At 56.2% G+C, this 26,110-nt stretch carries 17 protein-coding genes; all 17 read left to right on the top strand.

Annotation, left to right across the window (positions count from 1 at the left end; translation table 11 throughout):
* Positions 1-9: 9 nt before the first annotated feature.
* The 17 genes from L6D89_RS18525 to L6D89_RS18445 all read left to right on the top strand — a co-directional run bounded on the left by L6D89_RS18525 (position 10) and on the right by L6D89_RS18445 (position 26,108).
* On the top strand, positions 10-3,243 hold the full coding sequence (locus tag L6D89_RS18525) for a helicase-related protein (protein WP_023124779.1): 3,234 nt from the start codon (positions 10-12) through the stop codon (positions 3,241-3,243).
* A gap of 14 nt (positions 3,244-3,257) precedes the next feature.
* The gene (locus tag L6D89_RS18520) at positions 3,258-5,045 is read left to right on the top strand and encodes a DUF262 domain-containing protein (RefSeq protein ID WP_023124778.1); all 1,788 of its coding nucleotides are present in this window, start codon (positions 3,258-3,260) and stop codon (positions 5,043-5,045) included.
* Positions 5,042-5,851, top strand: a complete 810-nt coding sequence (locus L6D89_RS18515; RefSeq protein WP_023124777.1) for a DUF4391 domain-containing protein — start codon at positions 5,042-5,044, stop codon at positions 5,849-5,851. Before L6D89_RS18520 ends, L6D89_RS18515 begins: the two co-directional genes overlap by 4 nt.
* 26 nt (positions 5,852-5,877) lie before the next feature.
* Entirely contained in the window at positions 5,878-7,863 is a 1,986-nt protein-coding gene (locus tag L6D89_RS18510) for a site-specific DNA-methyltransferase (RefSeq protein WP_012206008.1), read from the top strand.
* An 11-nt stretch (positions 7,864-7,874) separates the two neighbouring features.
* On the top strand, positions 7,875-10,880 hold the full coding sequence (locus L6D89_RS18505; protein ID WP_008266576.1) for a type III restriction-modification system endonuclease: 3,006 nt from the start codon (positions 7,875-7,877) through the stop codon (positions 10,878-10,880).
* Between the two features lie 80 nt (positions 10,881-10,960).
* Positions 10,961-11,695 carry a vWA domain-containing protein gene (locus tag L6D89_RS18500; RefSeq protein ID WP_012206007.1) on the top strand — a complete coding sequence of 245 codons (735 nt, stop codon included), beginning with the start codon at positions 10,961-10,963 and terminating at the stop codon, positions 11,693-11,695.
* The gene (locus tag L6D89_RS18495; RefSeq protein ID WP_012206006.1) at positions 11,695-11,964 is read left to right on the top strand and encodes a WXG100 family type VII secretion target; all 270 of its coding nucleotides are present in this window, start codon (positions 11,695-11,697) and stop codon (positions 11,962-11,964) included. Before L6D89_RS18500 ends, L6D89_RS18495 begins: the two co-directional genes overlap by 1 nt.
* A 61-nt stretch (positions 11,965-12,025) precedes the next feature.
* A complete protein-coding gene (locus L6D89_RS18490) occupies positions 12,026-13,291 on the top strand; it encodes a hypothetical protein (RefSeq protein WP_236200742.1) in 1,266 nt (421 codons plus the stop codon).
* Positions 13,288-13,632 carry a hypothetical protein gene (locus tag L6D89_RS18485; RefSeq protein ID WP_031757237.1) on the top strand — a complete coding sequence of 115 codons (345 nt, stop codon included), beginning with the start codon at positions 13,288-13,290 and terminating at the stop codon, positions 13,630-13,632. Before L6D89_RS18490 ends, L6D89_RS18485 begins: the two co-directional genes overlap by 4 nt.
* Complete coding sequence (locus L6D89_RS18480) at positions 13,625-13,855, top strand: hypothetical protein (protein WP_031757235.1); 231 nt, start codon at positions 13,625-13,627, stop codon at positions 13,853-13,855. The genes L6D89_RS18485 and L6D89_RS18480 overlap by 8 nt, the downstream gene beginning before the upstream one ends.
* Positions 13,852-16,527 (top strand): FtsK/SpoIIIE domain-containing protein, encoded by a 2,676-nt coding sequence (locus L6D89_RS18475; protein WP_023124776.1) that lies wholly within the window; start codon positions 13,852-13,854, stop codon positions 16,525-16,527. Before L6D89_RS18480 ends, L6D89_RS18475 begins: the two co-directional genes overlap by 4 nt.
* On the top strand, positions 16,524-18,287 hold the full coding sequence (locus L6D89_RS18470) for a Card1-like endonuclease domain-containing protein (RefSeq protein WP_023124775.1): 1,764 nt from the start codon (positions 16,524-16,526) through the stop codon (positions 18,285-18,287). The genes L6D89_RS18475 and L6D89_RS18470 overlap by 4 nt, the downstream gene beginning before the upstream one ends.
* On the top strand, positions 18,284-18,772 hold the full coding sequence (locus L6D89_RS18465; protein ID WP_023124774.1) for a hypothetical protein: 489 nt from the start codon (positions 18,284-18,286) through the stop codon (positions 18,770-18,772). The genes L6D89_RS18470 and L6D89_RS18465 overlap by 4 nt, the downstream gene beginning before the upstream one ends.
* The gene (locus tag L6D89_RS18460; RefSeq protein ID WP_023124773.1) at positions 18,769-19,485 is read left to right on the top strand and encodes a PP2C family serine/threonine-protein phosphatase; all 717 of its coding nucleotides are present in this window, start codon (positions 18,769-18,771) and stop codon (positions 19,483-19,485) included. The genes L6D89_RS18465 and L6D89_RS18460 overlap by 4 nt, the downstream gene beginning before the upstream one ends.
* Positions 19,478-20,821, top strand: coding sequence for a protein kinase domain-containing protein (locus tag L6D89_RS18455; RefSeq protein WP_014603592.1), 1,344 nt, complete (start codon positions 19,478-19,480; stop codon positions 20,819-20,821). The genes L6D89_RS18460 and L6D89_RS18455 overlap by 8 nt, the downstream gene beginning before the upstream one ends.
* Positions 20,818-24,174: a DEAD/DEAH box helicase gene (locus L6D89_RS18450; RefSeq protein ID WP_008266894.1), complete on the top strand. Its 3,357-nt coding sequence runs from the start codon at positions 20,818-20,820 to the stop codon at positions 24,172-24,174. The genes L6D89_RS18455 and L6D89_RS18450 overlap by 4 nt, the downstream gene beginning before the upstream one ends.
* A complete protein-coding gene (locus tag L6D89_RS18445) occupies positions 24,168-26,108 on the top strand; it encodes a hypothetical protein (protein WP_023124772.1) in 1,941 nt (646 codons plus the stop codon). The genes L6D89_RS18450 and L6D89_RS18445 overlap by 7 nt, the downstream gene beginning before the upstream one ends.
* Positions 26,109-26,110 lie beyond the last annotated feature (2 nt).

Raw genomic sequence — 26,110 nt, 5'->3', positions numbered from 1 at the left:
GAAACGACCATGAAGCTGATCCAAAACACCGGAACACAGCGCGTCATCGACTTGATGCAGCCCCACCTCAAGCACGGCAACCGACTCGACTGTGTAACGCCTTCGTTCTCTCTCTATGCCTTCGCAGAAATCCGAGAGGCGTTGTCCGCTTTGGAGCGAGTCCAATTGATTGTGCCTCCCGATAACGAGGCGCTTGAGTTCCTGGGCTCGGAAGGCGACCGTGCCGCGCGCAATCGTCTGCAGGCACGTTGGTTGGCCAATCAGTGCGCGAAATGGATCAGTGAGAAAGTGGAGCTTCGGCGGGCATCAAGATCGGTGCCGCAGGGGGCTGCCGTCATGCGCGGTCCGGAAGGGGCTCCAGCACAAGTAGTCCTGGGCTCGTTTGCCTTCAGCACGTCAGGCCTTGGCCTGACGCCAGGCAACCCATTGAACCTGATTCAGGCGTCAGAAACGGCCGACGAAGCCGCGCAGCTCGCCCAATGGTTCGATCACCAGTGGGCAGGCCTGCAAGGTGTTGCTGCAACCGACTCCGAGGGTCAGAGCAAAGGGCGCGAAGCCGTGCTTGAAGCACTGCAGGCCCTGGGCGAGCACCGTGACCCCTTCACCATCTACACCGTGATGCTGCATCACTTGTTTCGTGACAGCGGTGACGAGATGGACGAGGAGCGTATTGTCAAGTCCGCCACCGGCATCCGCAATACCGTGGTGTGGAAAAAGCTCTTCAAGTTCCAGCGCGACGGTGTGGTGGGCGCCATCGACAAGCTGAACCGCTTTGGTGGCTGCATCATCGCCGACAGCGTGGGTCTGGGCAAAACCTTCGAAGCCCTGGCCATCATCAAGTACCACGAACTGCGCAACGACCGCGTGCTGGTGCTGGCGCCCAAGCGCCTGCGCGACAACTGGACGCTCTACAAGGCCAACGACAAGCGCAACGTCCTGGCGGCTGACCGGTTCAACTACGACGTGCTCAACCACACCGACCTGTCGCGCGATGGCGGGGTATCTGGTGACATCGAACTGTCGCATGTGAACTGGGGCAACTACGACCTGGTGGTGATCGACGAGTCACACAACTTCCGCAACAAGGCCACGCACAAGGGCAAGGAATCGCGCTACGACCGCCTGATGCGACGCATCATCCGCGAAGGCGTCAAGACCCGCGTGCTCATGCTTTCGGCCACGCCGGTCAACAATCGCCTGGCCGACCTGCGCAACCAGATCGCCTTTGTCACAGAGGGGGAGGACACTGCCCTGATGGAGCACGGCATCGCCAGCATCGAGGCCACGACCCGCAAGGCGCAGGCGCAGTTCAACCGCTGGCTGGCACTGGACGACGCTGAAAAGACACCCACCCAGTTGGTGGAAATGCTGGGTTTTGACTACTTCACCTTGTTGGATCATCTCACCATTGCCCGCTCCAGGCGGCATGTGGAGAAGTACTACGGCACCAGCGAGACCGGCCGCTTCCCCGACCGGCTCCCGCCCATCAACATCAAGGCCGATGTAGACCTTGCGGGCGAATTCCGCGCCATCCGCGACATCAATCAGGAAATCCGTCGGCTCACGCTCGCCAGCTACGCGCCGCTGCGCTATGTGCTGCCCCACAAGCAGGCGGCCTACGACGCCAAGTACAGCACCCAGGTGCGTGGCGGCGAAAGTTTCTTCCGTCAGGCGGATCGCGAAGAAAGCCTGATCCACCTGCTGCGTGTGAACGTGCTCAAACGCATGGAAAGCTGCGTTTCGTCCTTCACCCTGACCGTGCAGCGCCAACTCAAGGATGTAGAGAACACGCTGGCGCGCATCGAATCCCATGCCGAGGCGCTGGAGGAAATCGACATTGCCGACGTCGATATCGACGACCCGGCGTTCGAGACCTTGTTGGTCGGGCGCAAGGTCAAGGTGCTGCTGGGCGATGTGGATCTGATTCGCTGGAAGCAGGATCTGCTGGAAGACCGCAACCGCCTGGCGACCTTGCTGGCGGCAGCCCGCCAAGTGGATGCCGCGCGTGATGCCAAGCTGGCAGCCTTGCGCGACATGATTGCCCGCAAATGCCTTGAGCCCATCAACACGCACGATGGCAAAGCCAACCGCAAGATCATCGTGTTCACCGCCTTCTCGGACACGGCGCACTACCTCTACGCCCAGCTTGCCCCATGGGCCAGGGATACGCTGGGCATGCATGCGGCGGTCGTCACCGGTAGCGCCGGCATCCAGGTCACGTTGCCGGGCCTGCGCAAAAGCATGGGCGATGTGCTTTCGGCCTTCGCGCCGCGCGCCAAGGAGCGCCCGCAAGACATGGCGGGTGAAGGCGAGATCGACTTGCTGATCGCCACCGATTGCATCTCCGAAGGGCAGAACCTGCAAGACTGCGACTGGCTGATCAACTACGACATCCACTGGAACCCGGTGCGCATCATCCAGCGCTTCGGGCGCATCGACCGCATCGGCTCGCCCAACCAGCGCATCCAGCTCGTGAACTTCTGGCCCAACATGGAGCTGGAGGAATACATCAACCTGGAGCAGCGCGTCAGCGGTCGCATGGTACTGCTCGATGTCTCGGCCACGGGCGAAGAAAACCTGATCGAGCAGCAGTCCGGCAACGCCATGAACGACCTGGAGTACCGGCGCAAGCAGCTGCTCAAATTGCAGGACACGGTCATCGACATGGAAGACCTGTCCACTGGCGTGGCGATTACCGACCTCACCCTGACCGACTTCCGCATCGACCTGGCGCAGTTCCTTAAAAGCCACCCCGGCAAGCTGGACACCCAGCCGCTGGGTGCTTATGCGGTCACCACCACGCTGGATGTCGACATTCCGCCCGGCGTGATCTTCTGCCTGCAAGCCTGCGGTGGGGCGACAAAGACCGCCACATCGTCCGACTACCCGCTCGCGCCGCACTACCTGGTGCATGTCGGCGATGACGGTACCGTGTTGCTGCCGTTCCCGCAGGCCAAGCGCATCCTGGATCGCCTCAAGCGCTTGGCGCTGGGGCGCGAACGGCCGGATGACAGTGCCTGTGCGCGCTTCGACAAGGCAAGCAAAGGCGGCGAAGACATGCGCCACGCCCAGAAGCTGCTCGCAGCGGCTGTGGCATCCGTCGCCGGCAAGCAAGAGGAACGGGCCGTGGCCAGCCTGTTCACGCCCGGCGGCACACACGCCATGAAAGGCGAGTTCGCCGGCAGTGGCGACTTTGAGGTGGTGGCATTTCTCGTCGTGCTGCCCGATGAACAAAGTATTTGATTACAAGGACCCGCATGAGCTTTCGCACCGCCGAACCCGCATTGAAAGATGTCCTCGATGGAATTGCATCGGGGCAAATCCAGCTTCCTGACTTCCAACGCGGTTGGGTGTGGGATGACAACCATATTCGGTCATTGATTGCGAGCCTCTCGCTGTCCTACCCGATTGGCGCAGTGATGTTTCTGGAAGCAGGCGGTGTGCCGTTCAAACCTCGCCTGTTTGCCGGCGTCAACCTGCAGCCTGCGCCTGCTCCAAAAACCCTCGTACTTGATGGTCAGCAACGCTTGACCTCCATGTACCTGGCGCTGCGCAGCGGCCAGCCCGTGCCGACACGCACGGAGAAAGGCGCGAATATTCGCCGCCTGTACTTCCTTGACATGACCCAATGCCTGGATGAGTCGGCAGACCGGGAAGACGCAGTTCTCTCGCTGCCGGAGACACTGCAAGTCACGTCGGATTTCGGCCGTAAAGTCGATCTGGATGTCCGCACACCTGATTTGCAGTACGACCAGCGGCTCTTCCCGGTGGCATTACTCTTCGATATTCAAGGTTTTATGGCCTGGGAAAGCGGCTTCAGCGCGCACCATCAGTTCGCAGCGGAAGCCATGCAGTTCATGCAGCGGTTTCGTAACGAAATCTGGCTGCGCTTCCAACAGTTCAAGGTGCCTGCCATCGAACTGACCCAGGACACGCCGCGCGAAGCCGTGTGCCAGGTCTTCGAGAAGGTCAATACCGGTGGCGTGACGCTCACCGTCTTCGAGCTAATGACGGCAACCTTCGCGGCCGATGAATTCAACCTGCGCGATGACTGGGAAGCTCGGCAGGAGCGACTGACGGCCAAGCACGACGTGCTCACGGCGGTGGACGGCACCAGCTTTCTCACCGCAGTGACCCTGTTGGCCAGCTACCGTCGACACAAAACGCATGGCACATCCGTCAGTTGCAAGCGTGCCGACGTGCTGAAGCTGCCGCTGGCGGACTTCAAGGCGCTGGAATCTGATTTGGAGAAAGGCTTCAAGCGGGCAGCCGAGTTGCTGGCGGAGGAAAAAATCTTCGACGACCGAAGCCTGCCTTATGCCACGCAACTCATTCCGTTGTCGGCCATCTGCGCTCATTTGGCAGACCGCACCACGCAACATGGCGTCAAACAAAAGCTGCTGCGCTGGTACTGGAGCGGCGTTCTGGGTGAACTGTACGGTGGCGCCAACGAAACCCGTTTTGGCATGGACATCCAGGATGTGGTCGCCTGGGTCGAAAGCGGCAGCGAACCGCGCACGGTGCGCGACGCCAACTTCGCGCCGACGCGCCTGCTGTCCCTGCAAAGCCGCCTCGCAGCCGCCTACAAGGGGCTGGCCGCCTTGCTCATGAAACATGGCGGCCGGGATTTCGTCAGCGGTACGCCGATTGACCTCAACACCTACTTCAACAACGCCATCGACATCCACCATGTGTTCCCCCGTGCCTGGTGCGAAAAGCAGAAATTGCCCAAGGAGAAATGGAACAGCGTGGTCAACAAGGCCCCTCTGGCCGCTGGCACCAACCGTTTCATCAGCGGTGATGCGCCCAGCATGTACCTCGCCCGCATCCAGAAAGCCAAGCAGGTGGCCCCCGATAGCCTGGACGAGTTTCTGCTCTCCCACGTGATCCCGGTGACCGCGCTGCGCTCTGACGACTTCGATGCGTTTATCCGCCAACGCGCCGCCGCACTGTTGACGCTGATCGAACAGGCCATGGGCAAAACCATCGCCGGGCGCGACAGCGAAGAAACGGTCAAGGCATTTGGGGCGACACTCTCGTCATGAACAGGTCGGATGTCGTCAGTGCCCTGAATCTCCCGGATAGCGCACGGGTGGACCAGCGCGTGCCCAAAAAGCTGTTGCTGGAGAACGGTGCGCCCACGGCGTCCGACAAGCGCTTGATCACCGATGCCATTGAAGACATCCAGTGGCTGGCCGCCCTCAAGCCCAACACCATCGGCGTGCCCGAGTACCGCGATACGCAACGCGAGTACCTGGAAATCGCGGTGCTGGCGGTCACCTTGCGCGGTGCCATCAAGCCCACCAGTCTTTCACGCCTGGTCGAATTGGTGCATCGGGCCGTGCCTTACCCGGTGCTGTTACTGCTGGGTGAAAAGCGGGCTGAAGGGCCAACAATGACCCTCTCGCTGGCGCATAAGCGCTGGGCGCATAACGAGGCGGGCAAGATCGTGCTCGACGGTGACGTGGTGTCGGCCTCGCTGTTTCAAGCAGCCGATGGCTCACCTGGAGCTGATGCGAAGGCGACGTCCCACATTGAGCAGGGTTTCATGCAGTCGCTTGCGCTTGCGCGTCAGCCCCAGGCTTCGCTACATGCCCTCTATCAAGGCTGGGTCGAATGCGTGCAGGCCCTGCACGCAGCGCGAAGGACGGGAATCTATCAAACCGCTGCAACACCCGAACAGACCGCGGCGCGACGACAGGCATTGATCGATTGCCAGCGGCTGGAAGGCGAAATCAGTCGCCTGCGGGCCGAGGCGGCCAAAGAAAAACAACTGGCGCGCCAGGTGGAACTGAACCTGACGCTCAAGCGCATCCAGTCCGAACTGGCCGCTGCACAACAACAGCTTTGAAGATTGAACGAATGACGGAGAAGACCATGGAAAAACTCACGGCAGCCAGCCCCGAAGCCCAGTCCGCCGACTTGGTGGCGGCAAATATCGAACAGCTCAAGGCCCTGTTCCCGGAATTGATTACCGAAGGCGCGGACGGCGTGGCGGTGAATGTGGACGTGCTCAAGGCGTTGGTGGGTGATGCCAGCGTGACCGACGCCGATGAGAAGTACGGCCTCAACTGGCACGGCAAACGCCGCGCGCGGCAACTGGCGCTGACGCCCAGCACCGGCACCTTGCGCCCCTGCCCGGAAGACAGCGTGGACTGGGAGACCACCCAGAACCTGATGATCGAGGGCGACAACCTTGAAGTGCTCAAGCTGCTGCAAAAGAGCTATGCCGGCAAGGTTAAGCTGATTTATATCGACCCGCCGTACAACACCGGCAAGGATTTTGTGTACCCGGACAATTTTCAGGACAACATCAAGAACTATCTGGAACTGACCGGACAGGTAGAAGGTGGGCAGAGAATTAGCAGCAATACCGAGGCCAGCGGGCGGTTTCATACCGACTGGCTGAATATGATGTATCCACGACTTAAGCTGGCAAAAAATCTTCTTCTCGATAGTGGATTAATAATTATCTCCATTGACTCTTCTGAAGCCACTAACTTGCGGCTAATTATGGACGAAGTTTTTGGTCAAGAGAACTTCATCGGCTTACTGCCGACTATCATGAATCTGAAAGGCAATAACGATGCCTTCGCTTTCGCGGATACTCATGAATTTACAGTTGTTTATGCTCGGAATAAAGAAAAATGTGTGGTTTTTCAACTTCCAGTGTCAGAGGAATCGCTAGATGATTGGCTGGAAGATGAGCGTGGCCTCTACAAGCGCGCTGACACTTTAAGGCGGACAGGGCAGGATGCATCGAGGGAGCGCCGTCCTAACGGGTGGTTTCCAGTCTTTATTGACGAAAAGGGTGAAGTCTACGCGACGCTTGATGATGAGCCTCGCTCAGGTTCAGATTTAACTCTATGGCCAGTTTCAGAGGCAGGCGAAGAGCTCTCTTGGACGTGGAGCAAAAAGAAAATAAACGATGAAAACTTTAACTTGATTGTTGTTGAAGGTAGGTCAGGAAAGAATATCTACAAAAAACAACGAGCCACTCTCGGCGACCTCCCAACCAGCAAGCCCAAATCGATTCTCTACAAGCCTGAGTACAGTAGTAGTAATGGAACGGCCGAAATTTCATCGTTGCTGGGAAGCAATGTGTTCGATAGCCCTCCAAAACCTCGCTCATTAATTCGTGACTTTGTAACAATTGGTACGTCTCCTCAGGACATCATTCTTGATTTCTTTGCTGGAACTGGAACAACTGGTCATGCAGTAATGGCACAGAATTTCTTAGATGAAGGAAACCGTAGATTTATTCTTGTTCAACTCCCCCAGTATCTCGATCCGGAGGATAAGGGGCAGAAAAATGCAGCCGAATTCTGCGACCAGATCACCAAGCCTCGTTCTATCGCAGAACTCACTAAAGAGCGCTTACGCCGCGCAGGCACCAAGATTAAGGCTGAAAGCTCTGGCTGGCAGGGCGACACCGGCTTCCGCGTCTTCAAGCTCGACACCTCCAATATCCGCGTCTGGAATCCCAAACCAGACGATCTGGAAGCCACACTATTCGACCATCAGGATCATCTGCTCGAAGGTCGCAGCGAGGCTGATGTGCTTTACGAACTGCTGCTCAAGTTGGGGCTGGATCTGTGTGTGCCCATCGAACAGCGCAATATCGAAGGCCTTCACGTCCATGCCATTGGCGGCGGCGTGCTGCTGGCGTGCCTGGCTGAGACCATCACCCGCGAACAGGTAGAGCCGCTCGCCCAGGGCATCATCGGCTGGCACAAGGCGTTGGCCCCTGCCGGTGACACCACCTGCGTGTTCCGCGACAGCGCCTTTGCCGATGACGTGGCCAAAACCAATCTCGCAGCCATTCTGGAGCAACACGGCATCCAGAACGTGCGCAGCTTGTAAGGGGGCTTGCCATGAAACTGCACTTCGAGCCCAACCTCGACTACCAGATGCAGGCCATCGAGGCTGTATGCGATCTTTTCCGTGGTCAGGAGGTCTGCCGCACCGAATTCACGGTGACCATGAAATTGCCCGATGACGTGCAGATGTCACTGGGCGTGGCGCAGTCCGACCTTGGCGTTGGCAACCGCTTGACCCTGCTCGATGACGAGCTGCTCAAGAATCTGGCTGACATCCAGTTGCGCGGTGGCTTGCCGCCTTCCAGTTCGCTGACTTCGGGCGACTTCACTGTGGAAATGGAGACCGGCACCGGCAAGACCTATGTGTATCTGCGCTCGATTTTCGAGCTGAACAAACGCTACGGCTTCACCAAGTTCGTGATCGTGGTGCCTTCAGTGGCGATCAAGGAGGGTGTTTATAAAACCCTGCAGATCACCGAGGAACACTTCAAGGGGCTCTACGCGGGCGTACCCTTCGATTACTTCCTATACGACTCCGGTAAGCCGGGGCCGGTGCGCAATTTCGCCACGAGCTCCAACATCCAGATCATGGTGGTGACGGTGGGCGCCATCAACAAGAAGGATGTGAACAACCTCTACAAAGAGAGCGAGAAAACCGGCGGCGAGAAGCCCATCGACCTGATCAAGGCAACCCGGCCGATAATCATCGTGGATGAGCCGCAAAGCGTGGACGGCGGCATGGAAGGCCGTGGCAAGGAAGCACTGGACGCCATGAACCCGCTCTGCACGCTGCGCTACTCCGCTACCCATGTGGACAAGCACCACATGGTATTTCGCCTCGATGCCGTCGATGCCTACGAGCGCAAACTGGTCAAGCAGATCGAGGTGGCGTCGGCCACGGTAGAGGACGCGCACAACAGGCCCTTTGTGCGCCTGGTGAAGGTGGAAAACAAGCGCGGCCGCATCAGCGCCAAGGTCGAGCTAGATAAACAGACCGCCACTGGTGTGCAGCGGGCTGAAGTGACGGTCAGCGACGGCGACGACCTCCAGCAGAGCGCCGATGGCCGCGCGATCTATGCCGATTTTCGCGTCGGCGAGATCAACACGGCCAAGGGCGAAGCGTTCATGGAGCTGCGCTACCCCGGTGGCGAGGTGTTTTTGCAACCTGGCCAAGCCCACGGTGATGTGGATGCGCTTGCCGTGCAACGCGAGATGATCCGCCGCACGATCAAGGAACACCTGGACAAGGAGAAGCACCTGCGCCCGCTGGGCATCAAGGTGTTGAGCCTGTTCTTCATCGACGCGGTGGACAAATATCGTCAGTACGATGCGGACGGCCAGCCGGTCAAGGGTGTGTATGCGCAGATGTTCGAGGAGGAATATCGCCGTGCCGCCAAGTTGCCGGCTTACCAGAGTTTGTTTGCCGAGATCGACCTGGAGTCCGCCGCCGAAGAAGTGCACAACGGTTATTTCTCCATCGACAAGAAAGGCGGCTGGACTGACACCGCCGAGAACAATGCGGGTAACCGGGAGAATGCCGAACGCGCCTACAACCTGATCATGAAGGAGAAGGAGAAGCTGCTGTCCTTCGGTACGCCGCTGAAGTTCATCTTCTCCCACTCCGCCCTCAAGGAAGGCTGGGACAACCCCAACGTGTTCCAGATTTGCACCTTGCGCGACATCCAGACCGAGCGCGAGCGCCGCCAGACCATTGGCCGTGGCCTGCGTCTGTGCGTCAACCAGGATGGCGAGCGGGTACGCGGCTTTGAGGTCAACACCCTGACCGTGGTGGCCACGGAAAACTACGAACAGTTTGCCGAAAACCTGCAGAAGGAAATCGAGAAAGACACAGGCATCCGCTTTGGCATCGTGGAGCAGCACCAATTTGCCGCCATTGCCGTGACTGGCGCTGATGGGCACGCCGCACCGCTGGGCATCGAGCAATCAAAGGCACTGTGGGAGCACCTGAAAGCCGCCGGCCATATAGATGCCAAAGGCAAGGTGCAGGATTCACTGAAAACGGCGCTGAAGAACGGCACCTTGGAACTGCCGGACGAGTTTGATGCGCAAAAGGCCCAGATTGCTGAAGTGCTGCGCAAGGTGTCGGGCCGGCTCGATATCAAAAATGCCGATGAACGCAGGCAAGTGCCGCTGCGCAAGGGCAAGGATGGCAAGGCCGTTTATCTGAGTGACGAGTTCAAGGCACTGTGGGACCGCATCAAGCACCAAACAACGTACCGCGTGCAGTTCGATAACGCCAAGTTGGTGACGGATTGCATCGCAGCGTTGCAGAAGGCCCCGGTGATTGCCAAAGCACGACTGCAATGGCGCAAGGCCGACATCTCTATCGGCAAGGCGGGTGTCGCCGCGACGGAGAAAGCGGGCGCGGCGACCGTGGTGCTGGACGAGGCGGATATTGAGCTGCCGGATTTGCTGACCGACCTTCAGGATCGCACCCAGCTCACCCGGCGCACCATCGTCAGCATCCTGACGGGAAGCGGTCGCCTGAACGACTTCAAACGCAATCCGCAGCAGTTCATCGAATTGACTGCCGAAACCATCAACCGCTGCAAGCGCTTGGCCCTGGTCGATGGCATCAAGTACCAGAAGCTGGGTGACCAGCATGTCTATGCGCAGGAGCTGTTCGAGAAGGAAGAGCTCACCGGCTATCTCAAGAACATGCTGCTGGATACCCAGAAGTCGATCTACGAGCACGTGGTGTACGACTCGACCACTGAGCGGGATTTCGCCGATGGGCTGGAGAAGAACGACGCCATCAAGCTCTACGCCAAGTTGCCAGGCTGGTTCAAAGTGCCCACGCCGCTGGGCACCTACAACCCCGACTGGGCCGTGTTGGTGGAAGAAGACGGCACTCAGCACCTGTATTTTGTGGTGGAAACCAAGAGCAGCCTGTTCACCGACGATATGCGCGACAAGGAAAGCGCCAAGATCGAATGCGGCAAGGCGCATTTCACTGCGCTGGAGGGCGGCGAGAACCCAGCCCGGTATGTGGTTGCGCGCTCGGTTGGTGATCTTTTGACCGAGGCGGCAAAGGGGTAGGTTCTGCCGTCGCGACGGCACGATAAGTTTTCGTCATGCACACGAGCGGACACCGTAGCTTTGAATAAAGGAGTTTTTATATGAGCAATATCCCATTCGACCCGTCGAAATTCACGGCACCGAAAGCGAAGCCTCTACCAGTCGTGCTTCTTCTCGATGTCAGCGGCAGCATGAGCGGAGAGAAAATCCGCAATGTGAATGATGCCGTTCGCGATATGTTGGATACGTTCAGCGACACCGAGAACGGTGAAACTGAAATCCATGTTGCGATCATCACTTTCGGTTCTCAGGTAGCGCTGCATCAGCCGCTTGCCAGCGCCAGCGATATTCATTGGCAGGACCTTTCAGCTGGCGGCATGACTCCGCTTGGCACGGCATTGCAAATGGCCAAAGCGATGATCGAAGACAAAGATGTCATTCCTTCGCGTGCGTATCGTCCAACGGTCGTATTGGTCTCTGATGGTGGGCCTAATGATGCGTGGGAAAAACCTCTGAACGCGTTTATTAGCGACGGACGCTCTGCAAAATGTGACCGTTTGGCAATGGCGATAGGCGCTGATGCTGACGAGGCGGTACTTGGGAAATTTATCGAAGGCACCTCGAATCGCCTCTTCTACGCAGAGAACGCCAAGCAGCTACGTGACTTCTTCAAGTTTGTCACCATGTCGGTGACCATTCGCACGAAGTCACAGACGCCAAATAATGTACCTGAAGCGAGCACCATTGACATCCAGCCGGCCACAATCGAAGCACGCCAGGATAAACAGAACTCTGTGACACAAAGTTCTTCGACAGAAGATGGAGGGTATTGGTAATGGCACAAGCAATCGGCGATCCAGAAGAACTTGAGCGCTTCGCATATTCGTTACAACAATTTATTGATTCGCTCAACGATGCTGTCGGCAATCTTAACGGTGCCTTTGCTTCACTCGGAGACACCTGGCAAGACGAAAAGCGGGCGCGATTTGAGGAGGATTACAACGCGCTCGTTCAGCAGTTGCAACACTTCAACGACAACGCGTCTGAGCAGGTTCCATATCTGGCAGCGCTCGCGGCGCGGCTGCGGGATTATTTGCAAAGCTAAGGGCAGCGAGGTCGCAATGGCACAAGTTTCAATTGGGCAAGTGGAGAATTTGGAAGACCTCGTGCGCGATCTGCAGTCAGTGCGCGAGGCGCTAGAGGCCGCATGCCGCGAACAAATTGCTGTTGCGGAGCAGAAATGCGCAGAGGCTCGTGAAGAAGCGCAGAACAGCGCAAGCATGTTGGAAAGTGCCATCCAGCAGGAGCAAGCCGCCACGCAAAATGTTGACGGCGCTGAGCAAGCGCTCGATAGCAGTCAGAGCTCGCTTTCTTCCGCCGAGTCTGCGCTATCTGCTTGCCTTGCTCAGCCGCACGATGACGATGGACGTTGCCCGGACTGCTCCGGCGAGGACTCTGCCGTGGCTGAAGCAGAAGCCGCTGTTGAGCAGGCTCAGAGCATGCTGGAGCAAGCAAGAGCAGAGCTTGAGGTGGCGAAAGGAGATCGCATATCCATGGAGCAGCGCGTGGATCTTGCGAATCAGGCCGAGGCGATGGCGGAACATACCCTGGAGCAGACCCTACAAGCATGCAATGCGCACTTGGCAACTGTCGATCAGGCGATTGAAGCTGGCACTGCACGCTTGATATCCGCGCAACAAGCACTGGATGCTTATCTCGCGACAAACCCGTCCGCTGCGCAATTCCATGCTTGGTTGAAATGGGACCCTGCCAAAGATGGCCGCCCTGTGACTCCGGATATGTTGCGAGACCGCATGAACCTATCGTCAGAGCAGAGACGATTGCTTCAGGAATATCTTTACGACCGTGATCCAGCGTATCGCAAGCAGGTCGATAAATTTCGGAACCAATGGGTAGCCGCCAAGGGTGATGCAGAGCGAAACATCGTCGCACGTAAGGCACGGATACACCTGAGCGGTGAATTCGGGGAGCAGATAGTTCGGCACGCACTTGCGCCACTTGGCGGCCGGATCGAGACGCAAGGGCGAACCTTTGTGGGCGATAACGGACGCTACACAAAAACAGATTTGATAGTCACTGACTTGCGGGTTCCGGTCATTCTGGGACGTGGTGAGGGCATGGGGGCTCCTGTGGGAGGCTCGATGGCATTCGAAGTGAAATGCGGCAAGGCGGAATACCTCTATTCGCAGAAAGATCACATGATTTTTCAGGCCGAAGGGCACAAGCAAGCAGACGCGCAATGCACTCTTTGCTCACGAGACATCCACGATTTGCCAGAAGAAAAACAGAAAGAACTGCGCGATGCCCTGCGCGAAGCTGGCTCACCGATGGTGGGAATGCTGCCAAGGAAAAATGAAATAGATCAGTCCTGTCTTGATTTCATCCGCCAAAACGAGGAGGAGCAACCATGAAAATACGTTTCGCAATTATTAGCCATGACCTTCTCGCGCAAGTTCGAGCTGAGGTTGATGTCCTCCTGCATGCAGTAAATGTCGGAAATATGGACGGTGTGGATGCGTCCACCGCACGCCTCTTGGAGCTGACAGTTAATTGCAGATCGATTGAGTTGTCCGAGCAAGAGTGGCGCGCATTTCTAAGCGAACTCAGGGCCAAGAGCCCGGAGTTCGAATCGAGCTACCTTTTGCCTGGGACTATTTGCGCACCCCTGTTTCCCAAAGTCTCGGTAGCTGACCACTATGTTCTCGAACTTCCAATCGATGGTGATATGGAAGAGGAGGAAGCTGATGTTTGATGAGGCTTTTGGAATGGCTGCGATGTGTGCTGGAAAATTTCGCGAGGGAGTGCGTGATACGTTCGGCGCGTCCATTGTTGCCGATGTACTTGATCCGATTCTCAAGGAAGTCGATTCACTCTGCATTTTCAATGCTGCTTTTCAGCAACAATCGCTCGCCATTGATCGAACTTTGAATGACGTTCGCGAGCTTCAATTCAAAGACAGCGGGTGGAATCAATGAGTGGAAGCGCAAAGGATTTTCAGAGCATCATTTCCAAGCTACACAAGGCAGTTGCGGACTATCAAGAAGGTTGTGCGCGCATCGACCGCGAATTCGATACCACCAAAAAAGCATTAAGCGAAGACCAGGAACGCAATCGAAACATAAGGAGGTCGAATTGGCAGGCAGGTTTTTCCAAAGAGTGGGAAAGAAATGCAACTGCTATAGCGAACGCAAGCTCGCAGCTCAGACAACAACAACCTGCCTTCGTGGATTTTTGTGTAGATAAGCCATTGATGGCATCAGAAATTCCAGCAGGTCTTGTGCTTGGCACGGAGCAAGTCTCTTTTGAGAAGCTATCTTGTCAGGCCCCTAAATTCATCTCATTCCCCTTATCCAGTGCTCTTGTTTTTTCACAAGGCGATGCAGAGCAGAAACGCCTCGTGCATTGTCTCTTGTTACGGTTGCTGCAGGCTTTGCCAGTAGGTCAAGTAGAGTTGACACTGATTGACCCCCTGCAGCAGGGGCAATCGGTCGAGCCGTTCCGGCCATTGCTGAAGGTAGAGCAATTGGTGCCGCAAGGTCATGTTCTTACTCGTTCGGATGAAATCGAAGCTGCGCTCGGAAAGCTGACGGACGAAATTGAGGAGTTGATCCAGCAGCGGTTCAATGACAAGGCATCCAACTGGTCGGAATACAACGCGATCAACCCCGGCAATTCATTACCTCACAAGGTGGTGGTGCTTTTTGATGTGCCAGAGCAGATGTCGGAAAAATCTCTCTGGTTTCTTGGCCGCATTTTTGAAAACGGTCCACGCTGCGGCGTGCTGCCCATCGTTGCAATTGATGAGCAGCGCATGGAAGACCGGCGATATGAAAAGCTCAACGCCACGCTGAAAAACTCAACCATGCAACTGAATGATCTGTTGCAACGCGCTGGGGCTGGCGAGCTGTCATTCACATACCAGCCGGAGCAATGGCCGCGACAGGATGTGCTGGATGGCTTTCTCGCAAAGCTCGTTGAAGATTGTGCTGCTAAGACGCGCTTCAAGAAAACGATGCCTGATCTCTGGACGAGCTTCGGCAAGGGTGAGACGACTCTTGCTGGCTTTGATATTCCCATCGGCTGGACGACCACAGGCGACTTCGCTCCCCTGAGACTGGGCGCGACGGACTCCGAGCATCATGTACTGCTTGCGGGGAAGACAGGCTCGGGAAAATCCAATCTGCTCCATGTTTTGATTCACACGTTATGCGAGAAATACCCGACCGAGGAGCTTGATCTTTATCTACTGGATTACAAGGAATCGACTGAGTTCAATATTTACGCAACTCCCCCAGTCCCACAAGCCCGCCTTGTCGCTACGGAAAGTGACCCTGAATATGGCGTCACTGTATTAAGGCATCTTGTGGATGAACTGGAAACGCGTGCACGCATATTCAAGTCAAAAAATGTCAACGATTTCAGCGAATACCGAAAATCAAGCGGGATACGGTTGCCACGCGTCCTGCTAGTCATAGATGAGTTCCAAATTCTGTTCTCAGAAAGTCGCCAGGTGGCAGAAGCTGCTGAGCAGTTGCTGTCGAAGCTCTTGAAACAGGGGCGCTCGTTCGGTATTCACATCCTCCTGGCTACTCAGACTTTGAAAGGCATCAACGCACAGTCAATCGGAAGCATCATCACCCAGTTGGGATGCCGTATTGCACTGGCTTGTGGGCAGGAAGACTCCGCAATGATCCTCGGGGGCGGGAATTGGGCAGCCGCAGAGCTGCGCAGCCCACCTGAAGGCATCATCAACAATGCTAATGGTGCCAAATCCGGCAATGTGAAGTTCATGATTCCATTCGCCGGAGAAAGTGAGCATCGACGTGATTTGTTGACGAAGTTGATAGCGCGTACATCTCTTTCTGGGGTGGCTGAAAAAACCAAAATCTTCAGCGGTGCATTCCTTCCGCAGATACCGTCTCCCTTTGAATATCAGACAGCTTGTGCGCATGAAGAAGCTCTTCTTTTGGGCGAAAACCTCGCATTCGATTCAAAACCGTTGACGGTATCACTTACTCGTCGATCCGCGTTCAATGTTCTATTCAGCGGCTACAATGACCACATTCACGATGGACTCCTGTCCGCTACGCTTTTTAGTCTGACTTTCGTCGATGGCTTTGATGAAATCGTGTACTTCAACGCGCGCGGGATCCCCCCAGGAGGAGGATTCTCAGCCGCAGCGCAGATGCTCGGTGCACGCCTCAAGATATTCGACGATATATCCGAGCTACCACTTCAAGCGATATCAGACGATATTGGGAATCGCCGCGTAGCATTGATTATCGATGGCCTGGATTCCGAGAAAGTACTACAGCCAGCCCCAGCGTTTAGATCGCCCAAGCCTGGCGAACCACCTACCCCGGCTGACTTGTTAAAGCGTCTCGCCGAGGACGGCCCAAGAAAGGGGACGTTTGTATTTATTTTTGTTGACCGTTGGCAGCGCTGTGCCAGTGCCTGCAAAGACCTTTTCTCCTTTTTCGAATTGCGCGTGGCGTACTGCATGAATGAAGACGATGCCGGATCGCTTGTGAGTGGCGGTGTTGGTAAGTTCAAAGGTATTGAAAAACCGAGCCGAGCTGTATTCGTAAACAAAATGACGAATGACATCACATGGTTCCGGCCATATGTTCAGGAAAGCACTCAATGAAGAGATTTCTGCTCACGTGGTATGGAATCACCGATTTTCGCGCGTCTCTGGGGTTTGAGAATACCGACGGCCCTATTGCGAGCGCCCTTGCGGGCGCGTCCTACTCGGACATCATTATCCTGGGTTACACCCGGACGGATAATGATGCCAGCGAATTGATCGAGGCACAGAAGACGTTCACGCTTGAATTGGCGTCAATACGAAGCATGGGGCAAGAGAAAGACTGGAAGCTTACTAATCAGTTTGTCTCCAGGTTCGCCAATACCTCTGTCGCACATGAACATTTTGAAGCCTGGCTGAAAAAGAAAGCCGCCGCCCTGGGCTGCAACGCAAGGATCCGTTTAAATAGCGAGAAACTTTACCAGCTCAACGACACCGAAGGTATTTACGCTAGCGCAATGCGGGCGCTGGATGGGGTTGAACAGGAGCCAGGTGAAAAGCTCGTCACGCTCTATCTCAGCCCAGGAACTCCGGTGATGGCCTTTGTCTGGGCGCTCGCGGCGCTGAGCTACCCTGAGCTCAAAAAAAGACTCATAGCATCGTCCATCATTGGCAAAGCACCTGAAGTCATAGCGTTGCCTGCTGAGTGGCTTGAGCGACACAGCTCAAAACAGGCTGCGATCCGAGGCATCTCCAACGGGTTCGATGTGACATTCCATCTTTTTGGTGAGCAACGGATGCCTGCCTTGTTGAGCATCCGGCAATTTGAGTCGGCGCATCACATTTTTGTCAACTCAAAAGACTTCCCTGCTGCATGTATGCAAACCTTTATTGGCTCTCGGGACCTGCATGAACTTACCGTTGACCCCTGGGATGATCGCGCTGTTCACGAACAAATCACCGAGCTGGCAAAGCAATTTCCAGAAAAAACACGAATTGGAATCAATTTAACTGGCGGCACAAAATTGATGTTTGCTGGCGCGCTCTCTGCTGCACGTGAACTGGGCGCTGTTCCGTTTTATTTTGACAGCAAGAATCGTCGCGTCATATTCATTGACAGTGTTCGGCGCGAAAAAATCAGGCAGATTGATTCAATCGAGACATTTTTGCACCTGAATAGCGATGGTTTGGAGATTGCAGGCAGTTCCTTCATGAAGGATATATCGCCAAGTCGCCAACTTCTGACCGAGACCCTTTGGCTGCATCGTGACAAGGTGCGTAGATTTTATAGAGAACTGACCGACTATAACAATGCATTCAGGCCATTCGAGATTTGTCGTGACGGCTTCAATTTCAAGCTGGATGACATGGAGGCAGTATCCGTCCAGGGCTACGGATTAGATCTGAGATTTGAGAAGTGGCCTGATTTCGCCAAATACCTATCTGGCGGCTGGTTCGAGGAGTTTGTTTATTTGCAGTGCAAACCCTACGAGGATGCTGGAGTCATTCAAGACTTGCGCATCAATGTCAAGCTGAACTTGAATTTAGAAGAGTCAAAAGGCTATTCGAGCTTCGGTGTTGAATACAACGAGCTGGACATCACATTCACCGACGGTTATTCGCTTTATATCGTGGAATGCAAGGCGGGCAATGTAACGCAAGAGCAGATTATGAAGCTGCAGAACCTTGTGCGCTTCTACGGAGGAATTGAAGGTCGCGGTATCGTTGCCTGCTGTGTTCTCCCAAATACTGAGTCGGTCAAGAAAAAAATAAAAGATGCCAGGCTGATGCTTTGGAGTGGTGCATCATTTTCTGAGCAGATAACGGCAATGATGAACAGCATCACTGAGCGGGCTGAAGCGAGTGAGGCAACGCCATGATGCTCCATTTGGTTTGCGACATCTCCGGCAGCATGAGTGAAGGAGGCAAGCCCTTCATCCTGCGAACCTTGGCCACGACCGTGGCGCAATGGGTGCGGCATGGGTATGGACAGGCGGAAATCCGCCTTTGTGCTTGGAGCAGCGAGGCACGCAGCATCCCGAACTGGAGCGTCACGGACGATCTCCCGGTGGAAATGCTGGTTTGCCATGGAAGCACCAATGGCGAGGCGCTGGTTCAACTGTTGGGTAGCGAGCCGGATGGAAAGGTTCTGATTCTCACGGATGGATTCTGGACAAGAGACGGCGTGAAGACTCTGAGCCGCTGGCAGGAAGGCCTACCGCCGGATACGCTGCGCGTCATCCAAATCGGCGCGGATGCCAACCCGCATCTTTCCAAGGGGCTCAAAGGCGCAAAGGTGTTTGCCGCAGAAGAAGTGCTCGCCGTACTCGATAACTGGCTGCAGGCGGATGAGGAATGGGCATGACGCTTTGGAAAAGTTTTGGGGCAAGCGTTCGCGGCCCGAGCCATATCGCCGAAGGTTTGCCAAATCAGGATGCATGGGCGAAGTTTCACCATGTTTGGGGTGATGGCATCGTCGTGTCCGACGGGGTTGGCTCCAAGCCCTTCTCCAGCTTCGGCAGCCATGCTGCCTGTCTCGCCGTCGAGTTCGCAGCCCGGGCTTGTTGCACCAGTGGTGAAATCGAACACAACGCGCTGTTTAGCAACATCCAAGCTAACTGGCTGAGGCTTGTCGCTCCGCTGGAACCTCGCGATTGCGCGGCCACCTGTCTTTTCGCACTACGCCTGGATGGCGTAATCCACCTAGGGATGCTTGGCGACGGACTTGCCGCTATTGCCAAGTCCGATGGATCAGTCGTTTCGCTGTCGGAAAACAAGACACAAGGCTTCTCCAATATCACCATTGCGCTGTCCTCCAAGGTCTCCGCCAAAGACTGGCAGTATTTGTCGCTGCCGGGGGAGCAGTGCATCGCAGTATTGCTCTGCACTGATGGGGTGGCTGACGATTTGGATAACGCTGACGGGTTTGTGAGCAGTTTCGCCGAAACGCATCGAACCCTCGCGCCGGTAAGTGCCAACCGGCGCATCCACGAGATGCTCGAAAACTGGCCCACGCCCAAGCACAGCGACGATAAAACCCTCGCCTGCCTGTGCAGTGAGGAGGTTGCAGATGAGTAACGCCGAACACCAGGCTCTGAAGCCACTTGTGGATGAATACGACAATGTTCATCAGATGGCCGATGAGCTTGCGCGCGGTGGACAAGGCGTGGTCTATCGCACCAAGGATGCGGATTTGGCCGTCAAGCAGCCGCTGGACGCAGCCGGCCAGCCGGACAAAAACGCCAATCTGCGCGAGCGCTTCCAGCACGTCCGCCTGTTGCCCATACCACGGCGCATCCCCGTTTCCCTGCCACTCGCCATCCTGCGCGACGAGCCGGGCTATGTGATGCGTCTGTTGAGCGGCATGAAGCCCTTCGCCAGTTTCGATTTGGACGGCAGAAGCAAAAAGAAGCTGGAAGATCAAAGCCAAGCCTTGCCCCAATGGCTGACGAAGATTCCTGACAAGGACCTGGCGCTGCGACTGCTGCATTACGCACAAACTGGCTCCACCCGCCGCCGTTCGCTCGCGCTTGCCAAGTGCGCTGCCATCCTCGCCCGCCTGCACAGCGCGGGACTGGTCTATGGCGACATTTCCACCAACAACGCTTTCATTGGCGAAGACGACACCACCGATGTCTGGCTCATAGATGCCGACAATATGCGCCTGGAGTTACCCAGCGGCGGCGTGTCCGTCTATACGCCGGGCTACGGTGCACCGGAGGTAGTGCTGGGCCGTGACCAATCCCGCCCGCGAACCGACTGCTGGGCTTTCGCTGTGATGACATTCAAGCTACTGGCGCTTTGCCACCCTTTCATTGGCAAGAAAGTACTGGAGCCCGAAGATGAAGAAGACGGCTGGGATGCCGACCCTGCGCCCAATGGCACTGCCACCGATCTGAACGAACAGGCATTCGCTGGTTTCTTGCCTTTCGTGGATGACGAAGATGACGATTCCAACGAAGGAGTTGGAGGCCTGCCCCGTGTATTAGTCGCAACAGAAGGATTACGCCGCCTGTTTCAGGAAACTTTCGGTGCAGGACGTGAACTGCCGCACCGCCGCCCGACAATGGCGTTCTGGATATTGGAGCTTGCGAGGGCGGCGGATCAGTCGCTGGATTGCCTCGAATGTGGCATGAGCCATTTCGCCGATGAATACGCGCAATGCCCGTATTGTGGCGCGGCGCGCCCGGCTTTCATTCGCGTCAAAACGCCACGTTGGGAAATCCTGATTCCTGGTGGTGCCACGGAGTTCAGATTGCCGCAGCGGCTTTTTCACCCGTTTTCATTCGAGTATTTCGATAACACAGCATACGAAGCCATGCTGAACTTCGCGGCCAAAACCGCAGTCCCCGTGCGGGGCACGCTGCCTTTCCCGGACAACCTCACCTTTGAGTTCGTGGAGGCCTGCAAATGAAGTTTCAGGACATTCCTGTCAACATCATAACTGTCCGCATCAAGCGGTCTGACAATGTCGAAGCCCTGCAAGAGCAGCCAGTATTCTCGGTAGAGGCCAGCCTATCCCGCGCAGATGAATTTGAAATCCGCCTGAGAGACGCGGTTGTTTTCGTTCGCCCCGTCGCGGCTGTTGACATCCGCCGCCTCAACGCTGAACTTGCCAGTGGGCGTTCCCTGCTTGCACAACTTGAAAACCCTGCCGCCGATGGCAGCATCGAGCTGAAGATCGGTTTTTTCACTGGCGTCTGCCTGGAAATGGGCGATGTTGAAATCGGTGTGGATGAGTATGTGCAAGAAAAGATGCGGACGAAGGGCGAGGCACTTTACAAGAGGCTGGGCGAACTTTGCTGCTTCCAACTGGGAAACGACGCATTTTTCTTCCTGACTGCTGGCCCGGCGATTGATGAAGAACTGAAACCTGTCGGCGAGGACACGCCACGCGATGCAGCTGCGGAGCCGACCCGAATAAACGCTTTCTGTGTTACTGGCGAAGGTATCCGCTTCATTGCCACCGAAAAAGCAATGCCAGGCGGCCAAACCATCTACATCGCCACACGCATAACCAGGACCAAAAAAGAACCCGACCGCGCCCTGCGCCTCGCCAAAGGCCGGCTGCGTTTTGCCGATTGGACACAAGCAGGGCAAGTGCAAACTCTTGCCAAAGCGCAAATGCGCGCTCTTACCCAAGACGACAACAGCTACCTGAAAAAGTGGGATGAATTTGGTGACATGGAGGGCGAATTGCTGCTCAAGCAAGCGCGCGAAGTGGGGGCTTTACAATTCACAGAGATGGCTCAGGAGCGGGATGGAACCGTCACGGTTCGCATTTCACAGGCACTTGACTCTGCATTGAAAGCGCTGGGGAACGGTGCCGTACCTGAAGTCGAGTTGGTGGATGAACTGCCGGACTATTTGAAAGATGAACGCTTGAGCTTCAAGGATTTTGCAAGTGGAATTGAGCAAGCGGAGAAGATCAAGCAGGGCGACGGAAATCGCGAGCAACGTGAAGGAAAGACCTACCTTGATGTCGTCGGGTTTGACCAGGAAACCCGTGTACTTACGCTCAAAATCGAGGCTCTGCCCAAGGAATCCGGCACGCTCATCCTGTCGCTGGCCGGTGAAACCACCCAGATCAAACGGCGTATGGCGGCCCGTCAAGCCATTCTGGAAGGCCGTTCCGCCAATCCACAGCTTGGGCTATTGATTGAGGAACAGGGGCAAATCACACAAGTCCGCCCGCCGCAAAAAGTCCAGTCACTCACCGCATTCGTTCGCAACAAGGTCTTTCGCAATCCGCCAACCGTCATGCAGGAAAGGGCTATTGAGGTTGCGCTGAATACGCCAGATCTCGCGCTTATTCAGGGGCCGCCGGGAACGGGAAAAACCACCGTCATCGCCGCCATTCTGGAGCGGCTGAACGAGATGGCCGACAAGCGCGGCGCGAACATCAAAGGCCAAGTGCTGCTGACCGGCTTTCAGCACGATGCGGTGGAAAACATGATCGAGCGGCTCTCGCTCAACAGCCTGCCCGTGCCGAAATTCGGCAAACGGTCTGGCGCGACGGAAGACGATCTCAGCACCTTCGAGCGCAATCTTGAAGCCTGGTGCAGCTCGCTTGCCACCGAACTGCGCGAGCGCAATCCCCAGATTGCGGAAGCCGAGCAGGAGCGGGAAATAAAAAACCTGTGCCTGCAATATGTCCAAGCCCCGTCACGCGCGCTCGCCGCCAACCTTGCTGGGAAAATCACAGCGCTCGGCAGTGTAATTCTTGGCGAAGACGGCGCTCGGCGGTCGGCGAATTTGGCGAAAAAGCTCGCGCACGAGGAAAACCTCAACGATGGCTCCACCCAATGGCTTGATGCAGCGCGCCGTCTGCGTGTTCGCCATGAAAGCTTTTCTGACGACGGGCCAGAAAGGGCGATGGACGCACTGGATGACCTGCGTGATGTGCTTGAAGAAGACGAACGCAAACTGCTGGACAAAGCCAGTCTGTGGCGCAATGAAGATGGCCCAGCGCCATTTTTGGACAACCTGGTCGCGTTGAAAAAGAGGCTCTTCGCCCGGTTCACCGCTCCACCGATTTTTCGCGTGGAAAAGCAGAACGACGCAGTGCTTGCATTGGCAGAATTCGCCATACAACGCATCAAAAACGCCGAGTATTCGGCTAAGGATAAAAAATCTGCTGCGCTGGCCGAGTTTCTGGCCGAACTGGAAGGCAACCCCTATGGCATGGTAGATGCCCTGTCCGAATACAGTTTTGCCTTTGCCGCCACCAGCCAACAGAGCGTCAATCGTGATATGCAAAAGCGCAAAGGGCTTGTCGGGCGCGACGTCAATGAAAACCAGAAAGGCATGGAATACGAATATGTCATCGTGGATGAAGCCGCTCGCGTTTCACCCCGCGACCTGATGGTTCCGATGGCGCAAGGCAAGCGCATCATTCTGGTGGGCGACCATCGGCAGTTGCCGCATATCATTGATGAGGAGGTAGCACGCCAAATGGAGGCTGGCGAGGCAGCATCGGCCGACGAACCGGCACAGAATGAAACTGACTGGCTCAAGAAATCCATGTTCCAGTATCTGTTCGCCACCCGCTTGAAAACGCTGGAAGACGGCGACGGTATCTCCCGCCGTGTCACGCTCGACAAGCAGTATCGGATGCACCCACTGCTCGGCAGCTTTATCAGCCGCAATTTTTATGAACGCTTCGATCCGACGGAACAATTCGGCTCTGGACGGCCTGAAAGCGATTTCGCCCACAACCTGCCCGGCATAAACGGTAAACCTGCTGTGTGGCTGGACGTGCCAGCGGCGAAAGGCAGACACCAGCGCAGCGGAACCAGTTGGACGCGCCCGGCAGAGGCCACCGTTATTGCCCGCCAATTGCAGGCGTGGATGAGTTCAGATGCAGGCAAAGACCTCTCGTTCGGCGTGATTTCGTTCTACAAGGCGCAGGCCGAACTCATCAAGAGACAACTCGGCAGCATCGCGGACGACGAGAGAAAACTCCGCGTCGGCACGGTGGACTCATTCCAGGGCATGGAGTTCGATGTCGTCTTCCTCTCAATGGTGCGAACCTTGCCGCATAACTGGAAATCCAAGAGCGATGACCGTGAAAAGCAGGCCACAGGGTTGTTCGGACACCTTTGCCTTTACAACCGCCTGAATGTCTCGATGAGTCGTCAGAAGAAGCTACTGGTGGTCGTTGGCGATACGGGTTTGCTGCAAAGTGAACTCGCGGCGGACTTTGTGCCGGGACTGGTGGATTTCCTTCGACTATGCCGCGAGCAAGGAGTGGTGCTGCCATGCTGAAGCTCCTTGATTACGGTAAACCTGCCCCCTTCGGAGGGATCATCGGCAGGCCTCGCCACCTCGCGTGGCCGGTGAACGTATACCGCGTGACCTTGCCCAGAGTTCTTGACGATGGCGATGGCTTGAACGCATTTGAACGCGTCATCCTGAAACTGCTTGAAACTGTCGGCTTGATGAACGCCGATGCGCTGGCGGATGAAACCCGCATTCCAGTCGATTTGGTCAAGAGCGTTCTGCTCCGTTTGCAAGACAAGGACTTGATTGACGACCACCATGCCATCATTGAGCGGGAGCGCGAAGAAGAATGTGCCCCGGCATTCGTTACCGCGCTTTTGTTCCGCGAACTCGCCACTGGAAAAATTCTGCCCTTCCTGCATTGGCTGGACGACAGAAACCCCATGCGGAAAAAGGAAAACGAGGACAAAGACTTCCGGATAATCCGCTGGGATGGTGTCCAAAGAAAAGCGATACCCGCGCCGCGTGATGTAATCAGAACTTTGCGCGCAATGAAAAAGCGCTCGTCTGCGTTCGGCAAGGACACCAAGATGCCCGTAGTCCAGCAGATCACGATAGTCGCCGAGCCCGACCTGCTTCACCTTGACTGCCCTATCGCCATCCAGAAAAGCGATGGCGAATTCCGCATCGCCGACCCATTCGGCAACGGTTTTTCCTTGATTCTCGAAAAATCGTTCGAACAGTTGCTTGAGCAGGAGGAAAGCCTGACCACGTGGCTGCATGGTTGGAAGCAGTCATTGAGCACTCCTCGTCCAGAAAAGCAGGATGCCACGGTCAAAGAGCCGTTCGACAACGATGCCAACCGGCAACGCTACCCGAAGCTCGTCGCCAATTTGCGCCCCTTGCGGAATAGCCCGTTCCGCTCCATCGCCCAAATTCATGCCGCAATCGAATGGGCGCTGTTCTATACCTGCTGCCGCAGACCGGTTGATTCCGTTATTGCAAGGCTGAAATTCACTACGCAAGACCAACACGCAGCCCTGCTTGAGCAGGCCGCGAAAGCCCTCGGTCTTGAGCAGCCGCCGATTGGCTTCAGGCCGATTCGGGAAGGTAAGCTGCGGGAATTTGAGGACGGCGGCGCGTTCCAAGAGACGGTTCTTGCCATAGCTTTGCTTCAAGCGCAAGACGACGCTTTGCATCCCTTGCGCCGTGTTGCGGCCGCGTATTCAGACCTCATCACTCGCCTGTTCGCTATCAACGCCAAACGCAACGAGAAGGGCCACGGCAAGGGCGGCGCAGACGCACCGCAGCAGGCACTAACTGACGATTCGTTCATGCGCGAAGTCGTTCATGCGCTTGTGCCAGGCATCGTGTTTACCGACACGCCTCCTACCGCGCCAGACAAGGACGAGCAGGGTGATGCACTGCTGGATGCCCGCACTAGCATTCAGGAGGAGTTCGGCCACCAGTTGTTCAACCGCCTGGGCGCAAACTTGCAAGACCGGCTGGTTCACGCGGAACGTTTTTTCCAGTCTTGCCATGACGGGGATGACGCTTTGGCCTATGTCCGCGACCTTTATGCCGCAATCCAGTCATCATTTGAGAGAGCTTTGACAGGCAGGCTGCCGTCCGATACCAGTGACGCGCAGCTCAAAGACACGGCTGAACGCAAGGCTGTTGAGGCTGGTTTCTGCGAAGGCTTGTCGGAGAGCCTGCGAACCGTCAAAACATCGGCTGTGCGCCAGGCATTGCAAGGCGGCAGCCAAACGCTCGGGGCTTGCGTTCTTGCATGGCTGCTGGTGAGCGATGCTGATGAACTTGCCGCAATTCATGACACGCAGCCGTCCTTGATCGGCGATATGGCAAACCTTATCGCTCGGCGTGGGCATGGCAACGAGCCGCTGCCATTGCCCAAAGAGAACATCGCACAGCTTCGCAAAGCTGCTTTCACAACTATCAGAACACTTATGGAATCTTGAAA

This window comes from Pseudomonas pseudonitroreducens (assembly GCF_021603645.1).
GTDB classification, from domain to species: Bacteria; Pseudomonadota; Gammaproteobacteria; order Pseudomonadales; family Pseudomonadaceae; genus Pseudomonas; species Pseudomonas pseudonitroreducens.
The sequence above is the reverse complement of the archived record's forward strand: the minus strand, read 5'-3'. Positions and strand labels throughout refer to the sequence as shown.